This is a genomic window from Streptococcus penaeicida (assembly GCF_002887775.1).
Lineage (GTDB): Bacteria > Bacillota > Bacilli > Lactobacillales > Streptococcaceae > Streptococcus > Streptococcus penaeicida.
Genome location: NZ_LOCM01000024.1, coordinates 138,260 through 161,911 on the forward strand (window position 1 = coordinate 138,260; position 23,652 = coordinate 161,911).

The window sequence follows — 23,652 nt, forward strand, 5'->3', positions numbered from 1 at the left end:
AATTAGGGGACCAATTTGCCAAAAATCAGAAAAAAGCCAGCAATTTTCAACTGACTTTTTAAAGCACTCTATGACAAAAATAAAATCTAAAGGATAGCTCCGATTTTTATTAATCAATTGGGATTGAAATAATAAAGGTTGAACCTTCATTTAAAACACTTTCGACTCTCATCTCCAAATGATAGCCCTCAACGATTTGTTCTAAAATTGATAACCCAATTCCTAAACCAGCTTGAGTACTAGTCCGATTTCGTGATTTATCAGTCCTATAAAAGCGTTCAAAGATATGTTTAATATCCTCTTCTGAAATACCTTCACCCTTATCGCTGACTTTTAGAATAGCATTTTGACTAGTCGTTTCTAAGTCAATGGTAATTTCTTTTTCCCTGCGAGAATACTTGATAGCATTATCAATCAATATCATCAAAGCTTGCTCAAAGTGATTCTTATAAATTCGTGCACTTGTTTGGCTAGCACGAGGTGTCCAATTAAAGACAAAGTCTTCTTTTAAGACTCTGAAATTTCCAATAACTGTTTCTATAGAATTTTCCAAAACAGTGCGATCATTTTGGTGACCCTCAAAAGATCCTTGAACACGAATCATATCTAGCATATCATTTATCATAATAGCCATCCGATCAGCTTCATGACCTGCCGCTGAAAGGCTTTCCTCAAGAATCTCTTGGTCATTTTTCCCCCATCTTTGAAGGAGACCAATATGACCCTTTATGATAGCAACAGGAGTTCTGAGCTCATGGCTGACATCACTAATAAATCGCGACTGGAGATTGGTATAATTCTCAACCTTATCTAGCATGGTATCAAAGATTTCTGACAGTTCTTCAATTTCATCACCGGAGGTTATTGACGACCTCAGAGCCAAGTTGTTGGGATTCTCTGAAATATTGCGCATGACTTCGTGCAAATCCTTCAATGGCCCTAAAAATCTGCGGGTTGAAAAATAGATAATGCCATAAGCTAGACAGGTTCCAAAGAACTCAACAAAAATCAACCATAAAAGGAGACGGGCTCTGATAACATAGTAGTCTTCTAGATCCTGATAGATTGAAACATATCCTAAAAATTTATGCCCGTGATTGGCATAAACTTTTTTTGTAATCGAAATTCCTCGGTATTGACCTTCCACTTCATCCTTAAAGACCTTATTTAACGGTCCATATAACTCATAAGTAAAATTGGTTTCATCTGTTGTGAAAATCATCTTACCCTTATTATTATAGATATAGATATCCTGTTTGACATCAAGGATATTGGTCAAATCGCGTTTACTCCGGATGAAATTATCCCCTTTACTTGAATCAACTCTAATTTGTTCTTTATCATTTTGATAAAGGGTATCCAGTAGATTATGAAATGTAAAATTAGAGTTCACCTCTGACAGACGAACTCTAACTAAATCAATTGTATGGTTGATAGCTTGATTTTCTTTTTTGATTAAAAAATAATCAGTTGAATAATAAGCTAACAAAGTAAAGGCTGAAAAAATGCAGAAAAATAATACAAAGAATAAACTAGACAGGCGTTTTGGTAAAGATCTTTTATATTTTAATAATTTCTGTTTTTTCATAAGTCATTTTATTTTTCGCGGATGACATAACCCATTCCACGAACAGTTTGAATGTATGATTCCCGTCCAGGCATGTCAATTTTGCCACGAAGATAACGAATATAAACATCTACAACGTTTGTTTCAACAGCTTCATCATATTTCCAAACATTTGAAAGTAATTCTTCGCGCGTCATAACACGGTTCATGTTTGTCATTAAAATGTTTAACAAATCATATTCACGTTTTGTTAGTGAGATTTCATCATCACCACGATTCACTGAGCGGTTTTGTGGATTTAATACTAAATCACGGTAAATGCCTTGACTAGGCGCTTTTTTCTCAGTTTCAATATCTTGACGACGGAAGATTGCCCGAATACGAGCTAATAATTCTTCAATTGCAAATGGTTTTACGATATAATCATCAGCACCACGGTCAAGACCTGCAACAACATCCATAATTGAATCGCGAGCAGTCATCATCATGATGTAAGTTGTTTTCTCAGTTTGTAAACGACGAGTTACTTCGAAACCATCCATTTCTGGAAGCATAAGGTCAAGTAGGATTAAATCAAAATCTTTTTCAAGCGCAGTTTCCAAGCCTTCACGACCATTTACTTCAACAGTTACTTCATAACCTTCATGTTGAAGTTCTAATGAAACAAATCGTGCAAGATTTTTTTCATCTTCAACAATAAGAATTTTCTTTGACATAATTTTTTTCCTTTTCCTTTTGATTTTAAGCTAAGTCCGCTATCAAAAGTATTTCCGTTTTTATTAGAGTTTATATTGTTATCTATTAGTCTCTAGGACATCTATTCTTGATTAACATCAGGTTGGTAATACATCTTATTTCATAACTAATCAGATACTGTATAGAGTATATCAGAGTGTCGCAAATTTTTCAATCAAAAATTACAATTTTCTTAAATAGTCAGTTTTATTCATTAAACAGTCCATCTAAACTAGCAAAAGGGTTATTTTCTTTCTTAGTTTCAGCCTTCAAGGCTTGGTACTGCTCCTCTGTTAGGACTTCCCAATCGTTTCCAGAAGGCAAGTTATCTGATGCTTGTTCTTCCGGCGTCAGAACCTGTAAAGGAATTGCTAGTAAAATATTGTCAATAGCACTTTCTTCCAAACTAATAGCATCTTCTTCCAAGACTAAAACAAGATTATCTTCTACTAAATCTGCCTTGACTTGAACGTCATTTTTTTCAATAAAAATTTCTTCAATAGCTTGCTCTTCATTAAGTTCAACAGCTTGCATTGAGCGGCTCGATGGTAATGTTAAGGTGTAAGTAAGCTGGTAGTTTAGTAAATAAAGACCTTGATCATACTGGATATGACCTTTCACCTGTACATCTTTGACATCTATAATTGATGGATCCCGTTCAAGAAGCTGTTCTTTAATGTCAAGAATTTGATTAAATGAAAGCGCCTCTTGTCTTTTTTTGATTTCTGTAATGTTAATCATTTTTTCTCCTAATAAAACTCTAATTTATTTTTACTATTATTTTAAGAATTTGTCAAATATTTTTTGTGAAAATTACGCTTCTTCTTTTTCATTCTTTAAAATTATTGACAGATTTTTCATTGAATTTATTTAATAAGATAAACAGAAAACTTAATACTATCTTATTATAAAAAGAAGAGCTTAAGAATTTCTTAAACTCTTACATATGGCGCAGACGTTCAATCCGATCTGCAATTGGTGGGTGGGTACTAAATAAAGATGAGATGTTTTCTTTTTTTCGTGGCTCATTAATATATAAGGCTGCACTTGCATCGTCAACTTTGTGAGTCATTGGCTGAGAATTTTGTAACTTTTCTAAGGCCTTTATCATTCCCTCTGGATTACGCGTTAGCTCGACTGAACTTGCATCAGCTAAATATTCTCTTTGACGAGATATGGCAAGTTGTACCAATGTTGCTACAAGAGGGGCTAATACCAGTGACAGTAGTGAGAAAATTAAGAGTACTATCCCTAAACCACTACTATCTCGATTATCATCTCGACTACGACTACCACCACTATACCACATCATGCGACTACCGATACTCGAAATTAGCGTTATGGCACTTGCTAGAGCAACGGCAATGGTCGAAATTCGAATGTCATAATTACGAATATGACTAACTTCGTGACCGATAACACCTTCTAATTCTTCCCGATTCATGACTTGTAAAAGACCTGAGGTCGCTGCTACCGCTGCATTTTTAGGGCTTGACCCTGTGGCAAAAGCATTGAGAGCAGGATCGTCTATGATATAAACCTTTGGCATGGGTATCTGTGCAACCATTGCCATATCTTCAACAATATGGAAAAAATCAGGGGCCTGTTCGACGCTAATTTCTCTAGCATTATTCATACTCATGACAACTGCTGTCGATTGGAAAATCATGCTTAGGGCATATATGCCACCAATAATTAAGGCTAAAACCATACCTAACTGATAAGATTCAACTAGAATATAACCCGCAGCACCACCAATAAGGTAAGTAAGATGAAAAAGGCAAGGATCAGAACAATGGTTCGACGCTTATTTTGAGAAATTTGTTGATAAAGCATTTTCTCCCCTTTTCTATAACGCTATTGAAAAAATTAGAAATTAAAGTCCACTTTTGGAACAGCTTTTTCTTCTTCTGGTGTTTGTAAAAATTCACTTGGTTTGAAACCAAATAATTTACCAACAATGTTGCTAGGGAATGATTCTAATTTAACATTATAATTTGATGTTGTTGTATTAAACAATTGACGAGAATAAGAAATTTTATTTTCAGTATTAGTCAATTCATCCTGTAATTTCAAGAAATTAGTATTGGCTTTTAAATCAGGATAGTTTTCTGCAACAGCAATCAAGCTGGCAACTTGTTTAGTCAATTCATTAGACGCTTCCATGGTTGCTGCTGGTGTTGAAGCATGAGCAACTTGTGAACGCAATTCAGTGATTTTTTCGAAAGTTTTTTCTTCGTAGGCAGCATAACCTTTAACCGTTTCAATTAAGTTTGGAATTAAGTCATTACGTCTTTTTAATTGAACGTCAATTTGACTCCAAGCTTCTTTAGTTTGCATACGGCTTTTGACTAAGCTATTATAACTAGCCATTAGCCAAATAGCTAAGAGGACAAGAATAACAATAATGATAAGTGCAAGTGACATAGCAATTCTCCTTTTTATCTATTGACTCAATTATAGCAATTTTCAGCGCAATAGCAACTGTCAAGCTTTTTCCAGCAGCTATTTTTCATTTAGTTCTTTCTCTATTTATGTTAAAATAGTAAAAAATCAGATATTGAGGAAAAGCATGACTCCAGAAGAATTCTACCTGGCTTTAGAAGAAGCCGGATTCCCACTTAACCAAAAACAAAAAGACCAATTCGAAACTTATTTCAAGACTCTTGTTGAATGGAACCAAAAAATCAACTTAACAGCTATTACAGAAAGAGACGATGTCTATCTAAAACACTTCTATGATTCTATCGCGCCTGTTCTTCAAGGATACATCAAAAACGAAGCTGTTCAACTCCTTGATATTGGGGCCGGAGCTGGTTTCCCGTCAATTCCCATGAAAATCATCTTCCCCCAACTACAAGTGACCATTATTGATTCCCTAAATAAGCGCATCACCTTTTTAAACCACTTAGCAGAAGAACTTGATCTTAGTGGGGTTGCTTTTTATCATGGCCGAGCAGAGGACTTTGGCCAAGACAAGAGCTTCCGCTCTCAATTTGACCTAGTGACAGCTCGCGCTGTCGCACGGATGCAAGTCCTGTCAGAATTAACCATTCCTTTCTTGCAAGTTGGAGGACAATTAATCGCCTTAAAAGCTCAAGCTGCTGACCAAGAGATAGAGGATGCTCAGAAAGCTCTTCGCTTATTATTTGCTCAAGTCATTGAAAATCACCACTACCAATTACCAAATGGTGACTCACGCTATATGACCATTGTCGAAAAGAAAAAAGAAACCCCAAATAAATACCCTCGTAAAGCAGGAACCCCTGCAAAAAATCCCTTATAATGTCAAAAAAGTTAAATCGCTGTGGCGATTTAGCTTATTTTCTTAAAATTTGATATGATGGATATGATACCTTAAGGAGGAATTATGAGACTACCAACTATCAGAACTTGGACGGTAACCCAAAAATTGTCCCTAAGTTTTGCATCTGTTATCATAATAGGCAGCTTACTCTTGTCACTGCCCATTATGCATTACCCAAATGGCCCAGAAACCTATTACCTGGACCATCTTTTTAATACTGTTTCCATGGTTTGTGTAACTGGGCTTTCAGTTATACCAGTCTCTGAAGCCTACAATGGCTTAGGACAATTAGTGACCATCTGTTTAATGCAAATCGGTGGTTTAGGTTTGGTTTCCTTAATTGCCTTCAGTACTTATGCTTTACAACGTAAAATGGATTTATCTGGCCATACCCTGCTCCAATCTGCCCTCAACCGAAGCGATAGTAAAAACCTCAAAGATTTTCTCTTCTTTGCTTATAAGATTACTTTTATCATTGAGGGAATTGCTTTTTTGATTATTGCCATAGATTTTGTTCCACGATTTGGACTCAAACATGGGCTCTTCAATAGCCTGTTTCTTGCTGTTTCTGCCTTCTGTAATGCAGGTTTTGATAATTTTAACAGTTCAAGTCTCCAAGATTTTGTCTTAAATCCCTTAATAAATTTTATCGTTGCTTTCTTAATCATTTTCGGAGGGATCGGTTTTGCCGTCTGGCATGATTTGGTTGATAATCTTAAGCGCTTTTTCATCGAAAAACCTAAACGACACGGCCTTTTCTATCGCAAACTCTCTAATCAGACCAAGTTGGTCCTGCAAACAACTGCTATAATTTTACTTGCAGGAACCCTCATCACTTGGTACTTAGAAAAAGACAATCCTAAAACTATTGCTAACTATACCTTTTTCCAACAACTAATGATTAGCTTCTTCCAGACCGTTACCATGAGAACTGCTGGTTTTGCTAGTCTTTCTTATCTAGATACGCTAGCACCAACAAACTTTTTATACATGAGCCAGATGATTATCGGTGGAGGACCTGGAGGAACAGCTGGTGGTATTAAAGTCACAACAGTGGCTATTACTTTACTCTTATTAAAAGCAGAACTTTCTGGCCAGTCTGAAGTCACTTTTCATAATCGAATCATCGCTAGCAAGACAATTAAGCAGACCATGTCAGTCCTTATTTTCTTCTTCTCGGTCTTGATTACTGGTTATATTCTGCTCTTAGGCGTCGAGCCTAATTTAGACCCTGTTGCCCTTTTATTTGAAGCTGTATCCGCTATTGATACTGTTGGGGTCAGCATGGATTTAACACCAAAATTATCAACAGCAGGCCGAGTTATCATCATGCTCTTAATGTTTATCGGTCGGGTAGGCCCCATCACTTTCTTATTGAGTTTAATTCAACGGAAAGAAAAAACCATTCGCTATGCAACAACTGATATCTTAGTAGGATAGGAGAACAGAAATGAAACGTAAAACTGTCGGTGTCTTAGGCTTAGGAATTTTTGGACGAACAGTAGCTAGACAATTAAGTCAATTTGACCAAGACGTCATCGCAATTGATACCAGCGAAGCCAATGTTAATGAAATCGGTAATCTTGTCACTAAGGCTGCCGTTGGCGATATGACTGACAATGATTTTCTATTATCAGTAGGAATTGACCAGTGTGATACAGTAGTTATAGCTACAGGTAATAACTTGGAATCATCAGTCCTAGCCATTATGCATTGTAAAAAAATGAAGGTGCCTGCTATTATTGCTAAGGCAAAAAATAAAATTCATGAGGAAGTTTTATATGGAATTGGAGCCACAAATGTTATCACGCCTGAACGTGATTCTGGTAAACAAGTTGCCTCAAATATCTTAAAACACCATATTGAAAGTATTATTTATCTAGAGCATGGCATTTCCATGATTAATTTTCAAATTCCTCAAAGTTGGATTGGCAAGTCCTTAACAGAATTGGATGTCCGCCAAAAATACGAACTCAACATTATTGGTACCAGACATGCTAAGGAAAGTGACTTAGACCCAAATCTCAACCCAACGGAACCCTTAGAAGCTGACACTATTATCGTCGCCATCGCCAATGACCATACCTTTGAAAAATTCGACTACTTAGGCTATCTGAAATAAAAGTAAAATAATATTCTCAGAAAAACTAATCCTCTTAGTCATTCTTAGGAGAATATTCAAAAAGCTAGGACTTCGTCCTAGCTTTTGCTGAGTAGGTGATATTAATTGTGTTATGAGTGAACGAAATGACAATAATCTTAGTGACTAGAAATAATAATCCATTATGGTAAGACTATCAAGTACATAAATGCTATATTGATTATGGATATTTTTTGTTTTTTGTTATTAACCATTGTTAAATTTCCTTTATTTAAAGCACTTTATTTGAATTACTCTTTTCATAAAGCTCTTAAATAAGGATTCTAAAGACAAAAATGGTGGTATTACAAGCAAAAAAAATGCTTTTCTATAGTGGTGAAAGTGGCATTTCTCATATTTAGCCACTCGGAAATTTGGAGACCTTAGGCTCCAGATTTAGGCATGGAATCACGAAGTGAGTCGCTGCCGTCCGAAACCACCATAGAAAAGCATCAAAAAAGTGAAAACTATATACCTTACCCTTACTCTAAAAGCTAGGACTTCGTCCTAGCTTTTTAGTTTATTTGTGACTAAAGCGGCGCGTTAATCGATCACCGGTGAATTGAATACCAAAAATCAGTAATAAAATGATAAGAGTAGCTACCCAGGTCACATCATTATTGAAACGATTGTAACCATAAGAAATAGCTACGTTTCCTAGTCCACCAGCTCCGATTGCACCAGCCATTGCTGTCTCGCCAATAAGAGAAATCAAAGTTACTGTTGAAACGCGAATTAAATCTGGCAACCCTTCACTTAAATAGACACGAACGATATCCCAAAAGGTTGCTCCTGATGCCTGAGCAGCTTCAATAACCCCTTTGTCAAGCTCTGAAAAAACAACTTGTACCTGACGAGCAAAGAAAGGGAATGTCGCAAAAGTTAATGGAACTAATGCAGCATTTGCTCCTAAGATAGTCCCCATAACCAAATAGGTAAAACTAGCTAAAATAGCAATTAAGATAATAAATGGGATAGCCCGGAAAATCGAAGTGATTTTATCTAAAACCCAAGAAACAGCTTTGTTTTCAATGACCCCCCCTGGCCCCATCAAAACCAAAAGTAAGCCTAAGAAAAGACCGATACTGCCCCCAACAATAAAAGGGACAATGGTCATATAGATGGTATTCCAAATGGCCAAGCCCCAACCTGCATCACCAGACCATCCTAATTGATAGACATTTGGTAAATAAGTTTGAATCAAACTAGACATTTATGCTCCTCTCTTCAATACAGTTAAATCAACACCTGCTTTAGCTAGTGCTTTTTCTGCCAAAACTAGATTCGTCTCGTCCCCTTCAAGAACCAGAACCATTTCACCAACTGGAACCTGATCTAGAATTTCAATATTACCATAGAGTATGTTAGCAGTTACTTCATAATCTTTATAAATTTGATTTAATATTGGCTCGTCAGTGGTATGACCAGCATATTTCAATTGAACTAACAAAGCCCCTTTGGGCAAGTCTTTAACAATTTCTTGTTGGTTAATTTTTTCCAAAGCCTCATCTATGCCCGTTGCTGTACGGATAAATTCTTGCGTTAAGGTCTCTTTAGGATCTGAAAAGATATCTAACACGGAACCTTCTTCAATCAATGATCCGTTTTGCATCACTGCGACACGATTACAAATATCTTTAACAATTTGCATTTCATGGGTAATCATGACAATGGTTAAACCTAATTTTCGGTTTAAATCTTGTAACAAGGCTAAAATCTGCTTAGTAGTTTTGGGATCTAGAGCTGATGTTGCTTCATCGGAAATCAAAATTTTAGGGTCGTTTGCCAGAGCACGCGCAATGGCCACTCTCTGTTTTTGTCCACCTGATAATTGGGATGGGTAATTATCAGCTCGGTCACTTAAACCAACTAAGTCGAGGAGACGAGCTACTTTTTCTTCAATTTCTGACTTGCTTAAGCCGGAATGACGCAATGCAAAGGCCACGTTTTCTTTGGCTGTTTTTTGGGCCATAAGATTGAAATGTTGGAAAATCATCCCAATCTGACGCCTCATATTCCGCAAATCCTGGCTAGAGAGAACAACTTTCCCATCTTTGTAAGTCAAGTTTCCATCAACATGAATCTGACCTGCTGTGGGTGCTTGAAGTAAGTTAATCACGCGCACTAGTGTCGATTTGCCAGCTCCAGAATAGCCGACAATTCCATAAATATCGCCTTGATTGATATGGACAGTCACGTCCTTAACAGCCTCAATCTGTCGCTTTCCCTGTTGAAAAGTGATGTCAATATGATCCAATTGTATCATTGCTTTACTCATAGCTTTTAATAAACTCCTCAATTAATGTGATGTGATTTAAGTAGTCAGCAATCAGAACATTCTCATCACCAGAATGATCCGAACTATTAGCATTTCCCAGTCCCAGTGATACCATCGGTACCTCAAGTGCTTCAAAAACAGTATGCATAGGGCCTGTCCCAGCAGAAGTCGGTAACAAACATACCCCTCCCGGGTAATTATCCTCAATGATTTTAATTAATCTGCCTATTTCAGGAGCTGATAGGTCACTACGATAACTCTTCTCACCTAAAGTATAAGTCAATTCCACTTGTTCAAAGCCTTTATCCCTTAAGTGGTCTCCAATAGCCTCAAAGACTTTATTTGGGTCTAAACCTGGAACCAACCTAACTTCCATTTTCGCCCAAGCTTGAGAAGGAATAATAGTTTTAACACCTGATCCCAGATAGCCTGATGACATACCCTGAATAGTTACAGCTGGTTTGAAATAATATCTTTGCAAAAAAGCTTCCCTGTCTGCTTCAAGTAAGGGTAGAGTCAAACCATGCAAGGCTTTAAGCCCTTCCGCATCTTCGGTGGCATATTGACCAACCAAGTCAATTTCACGCTGGCTAGGTTCTTTAATATCCTCCAAAACAGCTTGCACCAAGAGGTTACCCTCCGAATCCCGCAGGCTGCTTATAGCTTCAATTAAGTACCAAGTGGCAGAATCCACCACCCCTCCAAACTTAGAATGCAAATCACTTGCTGCACTGTTAACAGACATATCAAAGGTCAGAATCCCCTTATTTCCACCCGTTAATTCTAATTGGCCTCTTTCATTTCGGATTCCTTGCTCCCAGATAAGGAGATCAGCTTGACTTAACTTTGCCTGGTATTTGGTCAAATACTTATCCAAATCAAGAGAAGCTGATTCTTCTGCCCCTTCCATGATAAAGGTAATGTTTATGGGTAAATCATCATGACTTTGAAGGTAACGACTTACTGCCGTTAGTCTAGCTATAATGTGTCCCTTATCGTCATCAACTCCTCGACCATACATGATACCATCTCTAATGGTCAATGTAAAGGGGTCTGATGTCCACACTTGGTCACTATCAGCTGGTACAGTATCATAGTGATTATAAAAAATTAAAGTTTTAGCATTTGGCTTTGGGCTTTTAAATTGAGCTAAAACAAAAGGTGCTTGATAAGATTTGTCCACAATAACTTCAGCCCCTGCTTTTTCAAAGAGCTGAGCTAAATGGTCAGCCATAGTTTCCAGTCCGACCTGTTGAGCAAAAATTGATTTCATTCCAATAATGGTTCTCAATTCCTCAAAATAGTTATTAATGGTTGAATCATGCCATAACTTTTGATCATAGTGATTTTTTTTAAGAGTCATAAATCAGCAATCCTTTCGTTTGGATAGTTTATTCCATGTAGCTTTATAACAGGAGAAAGGCTAGGGCAACGCTCCCAGCCTCTTCACTAAAATTTTTACCAAACAGGAACATCAATCCCTTTAGAAGTTTTATCAACGACTTTTTTCAAGTCGTCCGTGTGGTAAGCTTTGACTAATTTTTTGATAGTTTCAGCTTTTTCAGATTTCTTCCAATCTTTCTGTCCTGCGATGACATTAATCCATTGTTTTGAATTTTTATCAATTTTTTCTTTGTAAAGTGATGTTTTAAAATCAATTTTTGCTGGAACTGCAAAACTATTATTAACAATAGCCGCGTCCGCCGATGTTAAGGAACGAGCCGTTTGACTGGCATCTAATTCTTTGATATCAAGATCTTTTTTATTTTCTGTAATATTGGCAATCGTTGCTAGTTTATCACCAGAGACATTCAGTTTAATCAGGCCAGCTGCTTGTAAAACATAAAGTGCTCGACTCTCGTTTGTTGCATCATTTGGAACTGCAATTTGTGCCCCTTTAGGTAGGTCTTTTACAGAAGTGTATTTGGCTTTTCCTTTTTGGTTTGTGCCAGAAAACAAATGAATCGGACTGATGTAGGTGTCCGCAATGGCAACTAAATCTTCTTTATTTTCTTTATTCCAGTTATTTAAAAAATTATAATGTTGAAAAGCATTGACATCAACTTCTCCGTTGGCAACTGCTTTATTAGGTTGAGAGTAATCTGTAAATTCCTTATATTTGAGTGTTATTCCATCTTCCTTTAATTTTTCTTCAACCTTATCCCAACGTGCTTCATCAGATTCTGTTTTGGTCATTACACCAACGGTTAAGGTTTTGTTATCCTTTTGACCGTTTCCACAAGCAACTAATAATGTTGAAGCTAAGGTTATACCAACCAAACTAAGTATTTTTTTATATGTCATCTAAGATTCCTCTTTTCAATTTGTTATGTTATTATTCTAGCTTATCTCGTTATAGTTTTCAAATTGATAAAAATTAGTTATATATATAGTTTTAAACTATATCTGAACTAATTCTTCCATCTTATTTGTTGTATTCATTGGCCATTCTCTTTGAAGCCTTAGGCCAAGAAAGACTTGTTTTCAAAATAAAAAACAACTCTAGAGTTTTTTCCAGAGTTGTTTGCATTTTTAGGAGGAGGGTTGAGTGAGGGGGTTGAAAGTTTTTATTTTGGTAACTTTAGCTGCTCAGCTTTTGGCGCGTAGTCGCCACCCAAATGATCCTTAGCTAACTTGCTCAAAGTGCCGTCTTTTTCCAATTCTTTCAGACGTTTGTTAACAAATTTTTGTAAGTCTTCTTGGTCTTGACCAAAAATAAAGTAGATGAAAGGTTGCTCTTTGCTTTCCAATGGAATGGTTTTAAGATTATCCAATCCTTGATTTTTGATGATAGCATTGACTGTTGGGGCATCAAAGATTTTGAAGTCTGCCTTGCCTTCACTCAAATTGCTTAGCATTTGCGTGATATTTTCGTTAGTGTATTTAAGTTCAACTTTTGCATTAGCATTTTTCTTATTGAAATCTTCTAATTGGGCTGCTGTAGTTGTCCCTTGTACCACTTGAGTTGAGTGGTTTTTAATATCAGCATATGATTTAATGTCGCTGTCTTTAGGTACTACCAAAACAGATGGTGTTGTACCACTTGGGTATGAGAAGAGGTATTTATTAGCTCTCTCTTGAGTAAAGGAAATATTATTTCCAGCCATTTGGTACTTGCTAGAATCTAAGCCAGTGAAAATGGAAGACCATTCTGTCTTTTTAAAATTAACTTTATACTTATCAGAGCCTTTGAAAACAGCTTTTGCCACTTCTACATCATAACCTGTCAAGTTTCCATCTTTTTCGTATGAGAACGGAGCTGTGGTTCCAACGGTCGCAAAAGTAATGCTTTCTTTATCATTCTTGCTAACAGCTTTGTCATTGCCACAAGCTGCTAAAAGCCCACCTGCCACCAAAGTCACTGCAAGAAGAGCACTTGTTTTTTTAATTGTCATTCTAAAACTCCTTATTCAATCTTATTGTCCTATTCTACCACCAAATAACCAAGGCGACTAATACCCATTCTTAATCACTGTGATAAGCAAATGGTATCATAAAAAGAGCCTTGTGGCTCTTTCAATAGTATTGCCTAGAAATCAGCAACGTTGTGGTAAACTTTTTGCACATCGTCGTCAGATTCTAGTGCATCTACTAATTTTTCAAATTTTTCTAAGTCTTCACCTTCAAGTGTCACTTCACTTTGTGGAATCATTTCTAATTCGGTCACTTGGAATTCTGAAATGCCTGAATCACGAAGGGCTTGAATCCCTTTATGTAAATCAGTTGGCGCGGTATAAACCGTAACTGTTCCTTCTTCTGCTTCAACATCATCCACTTCGACATCAGCTTCTAAGAGCAATTCGAAAATAGCATCTGCGTCATCACCAGCAAAAACAATGACCCCTTTTTTATCAAACATATAAGCAACTGAACCTGAAGCACCCATGTTCCCACCATTTTTACCGTAGGCAGTACGAACATTAGCAGCCGTTCTGTTTACATTTGATGTCAAAGTATCAACAATAATCATTGAACCATTAGGACCGAAGCCTTCATAACGACCTTCAACGAAGGTCTCATCTGTGTTACCTTTTGCTTTATCAATGGCTTTATCAATAACGTGTTTTGGCACTTGCGCTTGTTTCGCACGATCGATAACGAATTTAAGCGCAGAGTTTGATTCTGGATCTGGATCTCCTTGCTTAGCAGCAACATAGATTTCTACCCCAAACTTAGCATAAACTTTTGAAGTAGCTCCGTCTTTAGCAGTTTTTTTGGCAACAATATTGGCCATTTACGTCCCATTGGATTCTCCTCGTTATAAGTGTATTTTTTTAAAGCTCTCTTTTTTGAAAATAGCAGAGCTGTCTCATTAACTCTATTATTATAGCACTTTGAGGGCAATTGGTAAAATGGAAAATAAGAAGCCAGTGGCTAAAAAATTCATCAGCGATTTTTCAAGAAGTCTTGCAAAGAAGTTGCCGGTCTCCCCAAAACCTTTTCAATGTCATTAGAGACTAATGACAATTCATCATTGGCAATGGCTGTGTAAGTTGAGACCCAGGCATCATACTGCCAGTCTTCAACTGGCCACTGTTTACGCCACTCATAAGCTTCTTCTAGCCCTTCATCATAATAAGTGACTTCTTTACCCAAATACTGGGACAATAAGGTAGCCATTTTCTCTAATGATAGGGCTTGCGGTCCCGTTAAGTTCAAGGTCTGATTTTCCCATTTTGCGGGTTCTTGGAGGATTCTTAAAGCAACAGCTGCCACATCTGAACGGAGTACGGCAGAGACTTTTCCTTGCCCTGCTGGACCTCTTAAAAAGCTAGCCTGCTCAGCTATTTCCAAAAACATATCCTGATAAAAATTATCCCTCAAAAAGGTGTAGGTAAAGCCCAATTCTTTGATATAAGACTCCGTCCAAGCATGATCACGGGCCAAGGTAAAGATTGCATCAGGCCTTGCATTCATGAATGAAGTGTAAATAATATGCTTGACACCTGCTTTTTGAGCAGCACGCAAGAGGGCTTTATGCTCATCAAGTCGTGACAAACTCTCACGAGCCGAAATCATAAATAATACCTCAATCCCAGTCAGAGACTTGATTGTTTTATCTGACTCATCATAGAAAGACTGAACAAGCTCAGCATTAGCATATGTTTGTGCCTTTTCTGGTCTTCTAGCCAAATGACGGCTTTCAATATCCAACTTGGCCAATTGACCAGCTAAATAGCCACCAAGCTTTCCAGTAACTCCAGTAATCGCAATTTTTGTCATAGCAATCTCCTTATTCCAAAATATTATATCATGGAATCAAGAATGCATTTATATTTTAGTTTTAGCCCTTACTTTAGTATTCGAAAAAAATTTTGAAAAATGGCTTTTGACTAACTTTTATTTTTGACAATAAATAGCAATGGCATCTGACGCAAAATCGGCTGTTCCAGGGCCACCCATTTGGTCAATATTTTCCTTAAAGCGTTTGTCGGCCACATACATTTGAGCTAGGCCAGCTAGTATCTCATTTGTGCATGTATAAAAATGATTTGTGATATAATCTTGCAATGTTTTAACCTGAGCTTGCACCTTTTCGTGGTCTGGAGCCAAATCTTTCAAGACACCAAATTGGGCGAAAATGGCTGACATCTCTTGACTGACCTCCTGATAATCTAATTTCCCTTTTTTTGCTTCAAATTCTGCATAAGCCTGGGTTGTGCCCCAACGCTCCTTTACTTCGGCTTGATATGTTTCATATTCTTTTTCTTTAAATGCTTCAAATGACATTGTAACTGCTCCTTTTTCTAAATCTCTAGCAAAAGCTAATAATGCTTTTAGCTTTGCCTCTTTCAATTCCAGTAATGTTATGTGGTCCCTAAGTGCCTGCTTACGGTCATAAGACCTGTGGTTGAGGATTTGGTCAATGGCCTTAAGAGGAAATTCTAATTCTCTGAAAAGTAAAATTTCTTGTAATCTTCGTAAATTGTCATCATCATAATAACGATAGCCATTTTCCTTAATGACTGACGGTTTTAATAAGCCAATTTTATCATAGTGATGCAGGGTTCGAATGGTAATCCCTGTTAATTGACTAACTTCTTTAACAGTCTTCATACTGTCCTCCTTTCTCATCATTGCTAGCATAAGTCTAGTATAAACTATTACCTAAGGTGAGGGTCAAGCAGAAAATAAAAAAACTTGGATCAACCAAGTTCATTTTTTGAAATCCTAATGGGGCTTCGCCCGAAGTTTGTTCTGGCAGGTCAGAATGGCCTAGTCGATAGACCAAATCAGCCTGCTGTGTTGGTTTATCCCAAGGTTCGGCACCAATTTTACTGATTAAATGGACTGATTTTTTCAACCCTTTTAAATGAGCTTGGCCCTTTTCCGTAAAACCTAAAAGATGAATCCCTTGCGACAAAGGTGCTTCTTGAGCATTAACCAAGATATAGGTCAAGAGCCGGCGAACACGGGCTTTAGTGTAGCGTTTTGTAGCCACTTGCTCCACTAGGTCTTCCAAGCTCGCTGCGCTCGCAATTGCCGAGCTGATGCGACTGGCCATTTCCTGGTTAACCTGCGGAATCTGGGTCAAGTCGGGATGAGTTAGTAGCTGATACCTTAAAAGGGGGTAAAAGTTGTCCCAAGACAAGTGCGGTGAGACTAGAATCAACTCCGCGCTGGGGGTTGCCTGCTCTAAAAATTCTGGGTCTGAAATGTGTTTGCGGATGGCCGTTGCGGAAGCCATAAGCTGATTTTTCTCTTGGGAATGATATGCGGCGCCCTGCCTTCTGATGGGCTGTAGTCGCAGATTCTTGCCCGCGCTAGCCTTTGCGTAGGCCAAAGCCAGTATGTGATTTGGGGTATTACCTGAAAAATCAATCCCAGTAAACTTTTCCCACATTAGTTGGGTTTTCTGAGGGTAAGAGAGGGAATCATCTAGCGTCTCAAGAAAAGCCGTCATCTGCTCAGCTTTTTCCTCATAAACCCGAGCAATCTCACTATAATCCAGCTCTTCTTCTGTGCCGAAAGCCAAAGTATCTACACCCATTTTAGCAAGTATATCGACAGCCCCCTGAGCAAAATAATCAGCCGACTGAACAGCTACTTGAAAAGGGAGCTCGACCACAATATCTGCACCATTTTCAAGTGCCATCTGGGCCCGAGTCCACTTATCAACAATTGCCGGTTCACCACGCTGGACGAAATTGCCCGACATGGCCACAATTTTCAGGCCTTCTGCCTGCTCAAGCAGGTACTTATGGCCATAATGGAAAGGATTAAATTCAGCTACAATGCCTGTAACAGCCATAAAACCTCCTTGGTTAACGAATGTTTGGATATAAGTCTAATACTTCTTCTATCATTGACTCATATTCTCTTTGATCTAATGTGAATGAAGCTTCCTCACTTGGTAGTTCAGGAAATTCATTTATGAAATGTAATTTAGCTAAGACTGAATCAGTAAATAAAGGAACAGCCTTAGAACTACCTATTGCAGTTATCAGATTTCTATCAATAGTACAAAGTCTAGGTAAATAGTTACTTTCTTTCAACCAAGTAAAACTATTAAAATAGTTACGATAGATTCCAGCTGTAAATTTATAAGTATCTAGCAACCCTGCTTTTGCAAGTAGTAACGGAGAGGATGAAATAGAGGCTACAACTGTATTTTCCAAACTTATTTTTGAAAGCTTCTTGATTAAATTAAGATCATTTACTGCAGAAAATGGATCCATTGTACCTGTTAGAAGAATTAGTTCATATGTTGTTAAGTCAATCTCATCAGTTGAATAATGAGGCATAACTTGGAAACCATCCTCACTTTGATAGAGTATTTTTTGACTAGCAATAATATCAACTTTTTGCTGGTATTGAAGTGTCAATTTTGCAGTTAAAGGTGTTATTTCATATAAGGAAAATTCTGGATAAATTAATAATGCAATCTTCATCAAAACTCCTCAGTTAATTTTTTTATTTCTTTGCCACAAAGAACCAGCGCTGACTTTTGTCACTTGGTTCTTTATCTTCAAAATCAGCATAGACTCTGAAGGATTTGAAGCCTGCTTGTTCTAAGAGGATATCATAGGTTAAGATGTCGTAGGTTCGCTCTTCATGAATTTCATCATGTCTGGAGAATGAACCATCTGATTCTTTCAGAAAGAAGGTCAATTCGTGGACTACTGAGTGCGGTGCCTCGTCTTCATAGCTGTCCCAGACCATGGCAAAATCATCTGCATTCTCGTGGTAAGAATAGCCAGGAAAAACCTCATCTGTTTGGTATGTTGAATGGACATCAAAAATAAAGACGCCATCCGGATTCAAGCAATCATAAACTTCCTTGAACACATCCCCAACTTCGACTTCGTCCTGCATATAACAAATGGAATCCGAGTAGCAAGTGACAAAATCATACTTGCCCGCTTGAGACAAATCCAACATATTACCTTTCAAGAAACTAACATCCTTTTGGGCTTCCTGGGCCCGTTTTTGAGCAATGTTGAGCATTTCTTGACTCAAATCAAGGCCAGTCACCTCAAAGCCAGCATCCGCAAAACGTAAGGATTGGATCCCCGTACCACAGGCTAGTTCTAATAATTTCTTTTTTTCATTTTCTTTTGGTAAATGGCGGAGCGAGAAGTCGGTCCAGAGATCGTATAAAGAATCGTCCATTATGGCATCATAAACGGATGCAAAGGTCTCATAAGTTGTCATGTTAATCTATCCTCAATTTTTAAAAAACAGCCCACAACAGACTGTTTGTTTTTTATCTTAAACCAATTGACTTGATACATCCACAACAGGTGCATCATGCCATAATTTCTCTAAATTATAGTGGTAACGTTGTTCTTCAGAGAAGATGTGAACAACAACATCGTTAAGGTCTAAAAGAACCCACCCCGTTGTGCTATCGCCTTCAATATGACTGGCATCACCGCCAACTTCTTTCACTTTCTCACGAATATTTTCCGCAATAGCTTCTAATTGACGACTATTGGTTGCACTAGTGATGACAAAGTAATCAGTTAGACTTGTTAAGCCTTCTAAATCAAGTGCTAAAATATCTTCGGCCCGTTTTTCATCAGCGGCTTTGACAACGATGTTTAACAGTTCTTCTTTTTTCATATAAAATTGTTCTTTCCTTATTTCATTAGTTCTTGGAGTGAAATGACTTGTCCATAGCGACCATGCCACATAGCTTGGTAAAATGCAATGGTCTCTTGTGCAGTCATCCATGAATTATCAGTTGTTGTGTGAAGTACACTAGGAATTGTGACCTTAAAGCCCTTTTCAAAAGCAACTTTTACGGTAGCATCGATACAGTATTCCGTTTGCATTCCTACTAGGATGACATTCTTGATTCCTTTATTATTGAGGTAATTCTCTAGATCAGTCCCCTTAAAAGCAGAGTTAAAGGTTTTATCAAAAACAAGCTCATCCTGCATAGGTTCTATAGGTTTAGCAATCTGCCAATCCTTAGTATCTGGTATTAGAAAATCATCCTGGTGGCGGACAAAAATAATCTCTCGTTCTGATTGTCTAGCCCAGTCAATAACTTGACCTATTTGATTCAAAAAAGTCTCATATTGATAGGTTTTTTCAGCAATTAATTGTTCTTGAACATCAATAATAATTAGTGCTTCTTTCATCTAACCTTCTTTCAAATAATGGCAAAATGCATTGTAAGTTTCCAGTGTTTGAGGATAGATGGCTTGACCTTTCGAAGCCAAGTAAGCAACAGTATTAACGGTTTCAAAGGCTACTGCCTTATCTAAATTTTCGTTAGCAATCTGTCTAGCTTGAGCAACTAAAGGAAAATCTCTCCCCTCCTCTATATAATCGGCTACATAGAGAATTTTGTCAAGCAAAGACATTTCTTTGGCACCAACGGTATGAATAGAAATGGCTCTTAGGATATCTGGATCGGAAACCTGTAAATCTTCTTGAATTTTATATATTCCAACCATACCATGCCAAACATTATTATTCCAATTTAATAAGTCTTTGTCCAAATCATATTTAGTGATGAGGTCAATAAAAACTTGGTCTGAGCATTCTTTGGCATAATCATGGAGAAGCGCAGCTAATCCTGCTTTCTCAGGATCATACTGATTCTTTTCAGCTAATGTCACTGCTGCCTTTTCAACACCTAGTACGTGCTTAAAGCGTTTCTTGCTTATCTGCTCGGCTATTTTCCCCAAAAGCTCCTCACGGGAATAGGGAAGATAATCTTGGTAACTCATTTATAAAGTCCTTCTTTTTCAATATAATCTAAGACTGACTGTGGCATTAAATAATTAGGTTTTCGATCTTTTTTAATGAAGTCACGAATCATGCTAGAAGAAATGTCCATTAGAGGGACGTCAACCCAAATCACTGGATAAGAGGTTCCAGCCTTATACTTAGGTCTTTGAACACCTACAAACTGTACCATTTCGACAAGTTCATCAATACGATGCCATTTCGGCAAATAGTTGACCATATCTGCACCGATGATGAAATAGTAATCAACTTCAGGATTTTGTTCTTGCAACAAGGCCATGGTGTCATAAGTATAAGAAATGCCTTTACGTTCTAATTCAATGGTTTCGATTGCTAGGCCTTGGACATTCTCTATTGCCAATTCCACCATTTTCAAGCGATGCTTTTCGTCAATGGTTTCCTTTGTATCAACATGAGGTGGCTTAAATTCTGGCATCAAAAGGACTTGATCAAGACCTAATTGTTGACGCACTTGATCAGCAACTACTAGATGGGCATTATGAATAGGGTTGAAATTTCCTCCCAAGATACCAACTTGTTTTCGATTTGAATCTTTTTCTTCTACTTCTAATTCAACTTTTGTAAAGGGGGTTACAAGTTCTAAAGCCATTATTTCTCCAACATACTAATCTATCTTAATCACCTAAAGCCTTTAAAACAACATTTTTTATAGCTAATTTAAATCTCTTTAACTTTTGGTGATAACTTCCGGTTTTCTTTTTTGGCAGATACTTTATAAAGAATTAAAATACGTCCAATTTTTAATACAGTATCACAACCGATTTCATCTTCCAATGTTTCAGCAACATCATGAATATCTTCATCTGTATTTTGCAATAAGGTTACTTTAATTAATTCTCTTGCATCAAGTGCTTGACGAATGCTTGTCTTAATTTGATTATTTAGGCCATTTTTACCAATTTGAACAATTGGCTTTAGGCTATGAGCTTCAGCTTTCAAAAAAGCTCTTTGTTTACTTGTTAACATGATATTTTCCTTTTATTTTTCTAAATAATTGCTTTTCTTACTAGCACAGCAACACCTTTTGGAGCCCAGCCAGCAATCTTCAGAACATTCTCTTTGCTTCCGTTGACTCTAATCCAGCCTAAACCAGAAAAGACCAAATCCATCTTACTGTCAATATTAAACTCATAAGAAACTAAATCAGGGAAAGTTTCCGCATCTTCTTGGTCAGGCGGGGTCAATAGTGTTCCCTTATGTTTTTTATAAAAATCGCTAGCGCCTTCCAGTTTAGTTCGGTGAATAGTAAGATTGTTGTCAAAATAAGCTGTAACACCCTGACGGTCACCTGAAATAAAATCAAAACGACCCAATCCACCTAAGAATAAGGATTGTTCTGGATTCAACTGATAAGTTTTAGGTTTAATTTCTTTTTTGGGACTAATGTATTTAAGGTCTTTAGCCTTAAGATAGTGTGCCATTTGATGACGGTGGATAATACCTGGAGTATCAAAAATAAAGGTCCCATCGTCGAGAGGTATCTCAATTTTATCCAATGTTGTACCTGGGAAGCGTGACGTCGTAATGACATTTTTATCACCAGTGATTTCTTGGATAATGGCATTAATTAGCGTTGACTTCCCAACATTAGTAACACCAACAACGTAAACGTCGCGACCTTTTCTCAATTTATTAATAGAGTCAATTAAGTCCTTAATGGCATACTTATTCTGTGCACTAGTGAGAACAACGTCAACTGGTCTTAAGCCTTCTTCATGAGCTCTTTCTAATAACCATTGGCTAACTTTCTTGTCTTTTGTTGATTTTGGTAAGATATCTTTCTTATTTCCGACTAATAGGACATCATTTCCAGAAACAAAGCGTGATAAACCTGGAATAACAGAACCATTAAAGTCAAAAATATCTACCACATTTACGACTAAGGCATCACTGTCACCAACTTCGTGTAAGAGCTTCAAAAAATCATCGTCGGTCAAATGAACATCTGTAATTTCATTGTAATGTCGTAAACGGAAACAACGTTGACAATATAATTCACCAGTTTCTAGGCCTTTTTTTAAAGCTGCATTTGGTGTAAAACCAGCTTCCTCTTTATTTTCAGTTTGGATTTTGATTCCACATCCGATACAAAATAATTCTTCCATTAAATTCCTTTTTGGTAAACAAATTTACCATATTTATTTTCTAATTTTTTCAATACACGTTTTTCTCTAAAACGATTTACTTTTGTATTCCAAGCATCCGTCGAAACAAGTGGTTTAACTAAAACAGATTGAATACCGGCCCGATGACTTGCTCTTATATCTGTCATCAATTGATCACCAACCATAATCACTTCATCATTTGAAAAACCATAGCGTTTCATTGCAATGTCAATTCCACGCGAAAAAGGCTTCATTGCTCTACTAACAAAATCTACCCCGAAACGCGATACTGCTCTCTCAACTCTCTTATAATTATTGTTAGAAACAACGACTACAGTGATGTCTGCCATGGTCATTTCATCCAACCAGGCTCTTACTTCAGGAGTCCCATCAGGGTTGTTCCAGGCAATAAGGGTATTATCTAAGTCAACTAGGACTGCTGAAATACCACTTCTTAATAAATCATCTGCTCTTAAATCATAAACGGCTTCCACAATGAAAGTGGGCCTATAATCGTCAATGCTCATTTTTTCTCCAAATTCTTAATTACCCTTTATTATACCATATTGCCAAACAAAAGTAATGCAGACAAAGAGGATAATTATGAACTATTGAAAATCAATAAAATAGGGTTTGAGCTGTCTAAGAAATGCCTTTTTTCCTGAAAATTGTTGTCCACTTATCACTTTATCTAATTTATTTAAGTCATCCTTATCTAAGTGAACTTTTAATTCTTCTAGTACAGCTCGGTAACAAACAATGTCATCAATAACAAGTCCATTATCTGGAATTCTGTGTGAAATATCAGAAACCTCCTCGTAAGGTAAGCGATTAAAACGGCACTTGTAAGATTCCTGATGTCTTATTCTATCTTTAATGTAGGAAGAAAATTTTGTTTTAAAAAATATTTTCAATTTAAGGCTATTTTGGATGAGAATCAAATCAGGATACATTTCTAATAAGCGATATAATACTAATCGTCCTTCTTGTAACCAATCATCTAACTCCCATAATTGAATATAATACGTCCGCCTTAACTTATAAACAATTGGTTTAACTAGATTAAAGGCCTGATTTAATTCACTTTGAGTAATTGGATTAATAAGACCACCTTCTTTCACAATAGTAGCTCCATTGTAAAAAAAGACGGAAAAAAAGAACATGACATCGATGTCATGTTCTATGAATTAAGATGCACCCTAGAGGAGTCGAACCTCTAACCGCCTGATTCGTAGTCAGGTACTCTATCCAGTTGAGCTAAGGGTGCTCTTTATATTTCTAAAATCAGTATACACC

Annotated in this window: 25 protein-coding genes, 1 tRNA gene and 2 pseudogenes; 3 read left to right on the forward strand and 25 right to left on the reverse strand. The window is 37.1% G+C overall.

Going from position 1 to position 23,652, the window contains the following annotated elements; translation table 11 throughout:
* Positions 1 to 109 precede the first annotated feature (109 nt).
* The 5 genes and pseudogenes from AT575_RS06815 to AT575_RS06835 all read right to left on the reverse strand — a co-directional run bounded on the left by AT575_RS06815 (position 110) and on the right by AT575_RS06835 (position 4,729).
* The gene (locus AT575_RS06815) at positions 110 to 1,588 is read right to left on the reverse strand and encodes a HAMP domain-containing sensor histidine kinase (protein ID WP_102777699.1); all 1,479 of its coding nucleotides are present in this window, start codon (positions 1,586 to 1,588) and stop codon (positions 110 to 112) included.
* An 8-nt stretch (positions 1,589 to 1,596) separates the two neighbouring features.
* Entirely contained in the window at positions 1,597 to 2,283 is a 687-nt protein-coding gene (covR, locus tag AT575_RS06820) for a two-component system response regulator CovR/CsrR (RefSeq protein WP_102777700.1), read from the reverse strand.
* Between the two features lie 226 nt (positions 2,284 to 2,509).
* Entirely contained in the window at positions 2,510 to 3,043 is a 534-nt protein-coding gene (locus tag AT575_RS06825; protein ID WP_102777701.1) for a YceD family protein, read from the reverse strand.
* A gap of 199 nt (positions 3,044 to 3,242) precedes the next feature.
* Positions 3,243 to 4,138: pseudogene (gene htpX, locus AT575_RS06830) on the reverse strand (zinc metalloprotease HtpX).
* Between the two features lie 33 nt (positions 4,139 to 4,171).
* A complete protein-coding gene (locus tag AT575_RS06835; protein WP_102777702.1) occupies positions 4,172 to 4,729 on the reverse strand; it encodes a LemA family protein in 558 nt (185 codons plus the stop codon).
* A 145-nt stretch (positions 4,730 to 4,874) separates the two neighbouring features.
* Here AT575_RS06835 and rsmG point away from each other — a divergent pair, with 145 nt between their 5' ends.
* From rsmG to ktrA, 3 genes are all read left to right on the forward strand, one after another.
* Positions 4,875 to 5,588 carry a 16S rRNA (guanine(527)-N(7))-methyltransferase RsmG gene (rsmG, locus tag AT575_RS06840; RefSeq protein WP_102777703.1) on the forward strand — a complete coding sequence of 238 codons (714 nt, stop codon included), beginning with the start codon at positions 4,875 to 4,877 and terminating at the stop codon, positions 5,586 to 5,588.
* A gap of 84 nt (positions 5,589 to 5,672) precedes the next feature.
* Positions 5,673 to 7,049, forward strand: coding sequence for a potassium uptake transporter channel subunit KtrB (gene ktrB / locus AT575_RS06845; protein ID WP_102777704.1), 1,377 nt, complete (start codon positions 5,673 to 5,675; stop codon positions 7,047 to 7,049).
* Between the two features lie 10 nt (positions 7,050 to 7,059).
* Positions 7,060 to 7,731, forward strand: coding sequence for a potassium uptake transporter gating subunit KtrA (ktrA, locus tag AT575_RS06850; protein ID WP_102777705.1), 672 nt, complete (start codon positions 7,060 to 7,062; stop codon positions 7,729 to 7,731).
* Positions 7,732 to 8,269: 538 nt separating this feature from the next.
* Here the strand turns inward: ktrA and AT575_RS06855 are convergent.
* The 20 genes and pseudogenes from AT575_RS06855 to AT575_RS06950 form a co-directional block, all read right to left on the reverse strand.
* Entirely contained in the window at positions 8,270 to 8,962 is a 693-nt protein-coding gene (locus tag AT575_RS06855) for a methionine ABC transporter permease (protein ID WP_102777706.1), read from the reverse strand.
* Complete coding sequence (locus tag AT575_RS06860) at positions 8,963 to 10,027, reverse strand: methionine ABC transporter ATP-binding protein (RefSeq protein WP_102777707.1); 1,065 nt, start codon at positions 10,025 to 10,027, stop codon at positions 8,963 to 8,965.
* Positions 10,020 to 11,390, reverse strand: a complete 1,371-nt coding sequence (locus tag AT575_RS06865) for a M20/M25/M40 family metallo-hydrolase (RefSeq protein ID WP_102777708.1) — start codon at positions 11,388 to 11,390, stop codon at positions 10,020 to 10,022. Before AT575_RS06865 ends, AT575_RS06860 begins: the two co-directional genes overlap by 8 nt.
* A 95-nt stretch (positions 11,391 to 11,485) precedes the next feature.
* On the reverse strand, positions 11,486 to 12,331 hold the full coding sequence (locus tag AT575_RS06870; protein ID WP_102777709.1) for a MetQ/NlpA family ABC transporter substrate-binding protein: 846 nt from the start codon (positions 12,329 to 12,331) through the stop codon (positions 11,486 to 11,488).
* Between the two features lie 263 nt (positions 12,332 to 12,594).
* A complete protein-coding gene (locus AT575_RS06875) occupies positions 12,595 to 13,422 on the reverse strand; it encodes an amino acid ABC transporter substrate-binding protein (protein WP_102777710.1) in 828 nt (275 codons plus the stop codon).
* Between the two features lie 134 nt (positions 13,423 to 13,556).
* Positions 13,557 to 14,272: pseudogene (locus AT575_RS06880) on the reverse strand (YebC/PmpR family DNA-binding transcriptional regulator).
* A gap of 141 nt (positions 14,273 to 14,413) precedes the next feature.
* Entirely contained in the window at positions 14,414 to 15,250 is an 837-nt protein-coding gene (locus tag AT575_RS06885; RefSeq protein ID WP_102777712.1) for an SDR family oxidoreductase, read from the reverse strand.
* Between the two features lie 117 nt (positions 15,251 to 15,367).
* Entirely contained in the window at positions 15,368 to 16,084 is a 717-nt protein-coding gene (locus tag AT575_RS06890) for a MerR family transcriptional regulator (protein WP_102777713.1), read from the reverse strand.
* A 34-nt stretch (positions 16,085 to 16,118) separates the two neighbouring features.
* Entirely contained in the window at positions 16,119 to 17,279 is a 1,161-nt protein-coding gene (locus AT575_RS06895; protein ID WP_102777714.1) for a nucleotidyltransferase, read from the reverse strand.
* 13 nt (positions 17,280 to 17,292) lie between these two features.
* Positions 17,293 to 17,919, reverse strand: a complete 627-nt coding sequence (locus tag AT575_RS06900) for a DJ-1/PfpI family protein (RefSeq protein ID WP_102777715.1) — start codon at positions 17,917 to 17,919, stop codon at positions 17,293 to 17,295.
* A 22-nt stretch (positions 17,920 to 17,941) separates the two neighbouring features.
* On the reverse strand, positions 17,942 to 18,682 hold the full coding sequence (locus tag AT575_RS06905; protein ID WP_102777716.1) for a class I SAM-dependent DNA methyltransferase: 741 nt from the start codon (positions 18,680 to 18,682) through the stop codon (positions 17,942 to 17,944).
* Positions 18,683 to 18,739: 57 nt separating this feature from the next.
* Positions 18,740 to 19,093 (reverse strand): ribosome silencing factor, encoded by a 354-nt coding sequence (gene rsfS, locus AT575_RS06910; protein ID WP_102777717.1) that lies wholly within the window; start codon positions 19,091 to 19,093, stop codon positions 18,740 to 18,742.
* 17 nt (positions 19,094 to 19,110) lie between these two features.
* Positions 19,111 to 19,617, reverse strand: coding sequence for a cysteine hydrolase family protein (locus AT575_RS06915; RefSeq protein WP_102777718.1), 507 nt, complete (start codon positions 19,615 to 19,617; stop codon positions 19,111 to 19,113).
* On the reverse strand, positions 19,618 to 20,211 hold the full coding sequence (gene yqeK / locus AT575_RS06920) for a bis(5'-nucleosyl)-tetraphosphatase (symmetrical) YqeK (protein WP_102777719.1): 594 nt from the start codon (positions 20,209 to 20,211) through the stop codon (positions 19,618 to 19,620).
* Complete coding sequence (locus AT575_RS06925) at positions 20,208 to 20,840, reverse strand: nicotinate-nucleotide adenylyltransferase (protein WP_102777720.1); 633 nt, start codon at positions 20,838 to 20,840, stop codon at positions 20,208 to 20,210. The genes yqeK and AT575_RS06925 overlap by 4 nt, the downstream gene beginning before the upstream one ends.
* 68 nt (positions 20,841 to 20,908) lie before the next feature.
* Positions 20,909 to 21,217 (reverse strand): ribosome assembly RNA-binding protein YhbY, encoded by a 309-nt coding sequence (gene yhbY / locus AT575_RS06930; protein ID WP_102777721.1) that lies wholly within the window; start codon positions 21,215 to 21,217, stop codon positions 20,909 to 20,911.
* Positions 21,218 to 21,237: 20 nt separating this feature from the next.
* Positions 21,238 to 22,356 (reverse strand): ribosome biogenesis GTPase YqeH, encoded by a 1,119-nt coding sequence (yqeH, locus tag AT575_RS06935; RefSeq protein ID WP_102777722.1) that lies wholly within the window; start codon positions 22,354 to 22,356, stop codon positions 21,238 to 21,240.
* Complete coding sequence (locus tag AT575_RS06940) at positions 22,356 to 22,883, reverse strand: YqeG family HAD IIIA-type phosphatase (RefSeq protein WP_102777723.1); 528 nt, start codon at positions 22,881 to 22,883, stop codon at positions 22,356 to 22,358. The genes yqeH and AT575_RS06940 overlap by 1 nt, the downstream gene beginning before the upstream one ends.
* Before the next feature lie 81 nt (positions 22,884 to 22,964).
* Positions 22,965 to 23,477 carry a sigma-70 RNA polymerase sigma factor region 4 domain-containing protein gene (locus AT575_RS06945; RefSeq protein ID WP_245871504.1) on the reverse strand — a complete coding sequence of 171 codons (513 nt, stop codon included), beginning with the start codon at positions 23,475 to 23,477 and terminating at the stop codon, positions 22,965 to 22,967.
* Positions 23,478 to 23,549: 72 nt separating this feature from the next.
* Positions 23,550 to 23,623 (reverse strand) — tRNA-Arg (locus AT575_RS06950).
* Positions 23,624 to 23,652 lie beyond the last annotated feature (29 nt).

Bases quoted from the DNA above. Each gene is read 5' to 3' on its own strand.
- yhbY (WP_102777721.1), bottom strand. From the start codon at position 21,217: ATGTTAACAAGTAAACAAAGAGCTTTTTTGAAAGCTGAAGCTCATAGC.
- yqeK (WP_102777719.1), bottom strand. From the start codon at position 20,211: ATGAGTTACCAAGATTATCTTCCCTATTCCCGTGAGGAGCTTTTGGGG.
- AT575_RS06865 (WP_102777708.1), bottom strand. From the start codon at position 11,390: ATGACTCTTAAAAAAAATCACTATGATCAAAAGTTATGGCATGATTCA.
- yqeH (WP_102777722.1), bottom strand. From the start codon at position 22,356: ATGGAAGAATTATTTTGTATCGGATGTGGAATCAAAATCCAAACTGAA.
- AT575_RS06815 (WP_102777699.1), bottom strand. From the start codon at position 1,588: ATGAAAAAACAGAAATTATTAAAATATAAAAGATCTTTACCAAAACGC.
- AT575_RS06915 (WP_102777718.1), bottom strand. From the start codon at position 19,617: ATGAAAGAAGCACTAATTATTATTGATGTTCAAGAACAATTAATTGCT.
- AT575_RS06860 (WP_102777707.1), bottom strand. From the start codon at position 10,027: ATGAGTAAAGCAATGATACAATTGGATCATATTGACATCACTTTTCAA.
- AT575_RS06875 (WP_102777710.1), bottom strand. From the start codon at position 13,422: ATGACAATTAAAAAAACAAGTGCTCTTCTTGCAGTGACTTTGGTGGCA.
- AT575_RS06885 (WP_102777712.1), bottom strand. From the start codon at position 15,250: ATGACAAAAATTGCGATTACTGGAGTTACTGGAAAGCTTGGTGGCTAT.
- AT575_RS06940 (WP_102777723.1), bottom strand. From the start codon at position 22,883: ATGAGCATTGACGATTATAGGCCCACTTTCATTGTGGAAGCCGTTTAT.
- AT575_RS06895 (WP_102777714.1), bottom strand. From the start codon at position 17,279: ATGGCTGTTACAGGCATTGTAGCTGAATTTAATCCTTTCCATTATGGC.
- rsfS (WP_102777717.1), bottom strand. From the start codon at position 19,093: ATGAAAAAAGAAGAACTGTTAAACATCGTTGTCAAAGCCGCTGATGAA.
- AT575_RS06870 (WP_102777709.1), bottom strand. From the start codon at position 12,331: ATGACATATAAAAAAATACTTAGTTTGGTTGGTATAACCTTAGCTTCA.
- ktrB (WP_102777704.1), top strand. From the start codon at position 5,673: ATGAGACTACCAACTATCAGAACTTGGACGGTAACCCAAAAATTGTCC.
- AT575_RS06855 (WP_102777706.1), bottom strand. From the start codon at position 8,962: ATGTCTAGTTTGATTCAAACTTATTTACCAAATGTCTATCAATTAGGA.
- covR (WP_102777700.1), bottom strand. From the start codon at position 2,283: ATGTCAAAGAAAATTCTTATTGTTGAAGATGAAAAAAATCTTGCACGA.
- AT575_RS06835 (WP_102777702.1), bottom strand. From the start codon at position 4,729: ATGTCACTTGCACTTATCATTATTGTTATTCTTGTCCTCTTAGCTATT.
- AT575_RS06905 (WP_102777716.1), bottom strand. From the start codon at position 18,682: ATGACAACTTATGAGACCTTTGCATCCGTTTATGATGCCATAATGGAC.
- AT575_RS06890 (WP_102777713.1), bottom strand. From the start codon at position 16,084: ATGAAGACTGTTAAAGAAGTTAGTCAATTAACAGGGATTACCATTCGA.
- AT575_RS06925 (WP_102777720.1), bottom strand. From the start codon at position 20,840: ATGGCTTTAGAACTTGTAACCCCCTTTACAAAAGTTGAATTAGAAGTA.
- rsmG (WP_102777703.1), top strand. From the start codon at position 4,875: ATGACTCCAGAAGAATTCTACCTGGCTTTAGAAGAAGCCGGATTCCCA.
- ktrA (WP_102777705.1), top strand. From the start codon at position 7,060: ATGAAACGTAAAACTGTCGGTGTCTTAGGCTTAGGAATTTTTGGACGA.
- AT575_RS06900 (WP_102777715.1), bottom strand. From the start codon at position 17,919: ATGAAGATTGCATTATTAATTTATCCAGAATTTTCCTTATATGAAATA.
- AT575_RS06825 (WP_102777701.1), bottom strand. From the start codon at position 3,043: ATGATTAACATTACAGAAATCAAAAAAAGACAAGAGGCGCTTTCATTT.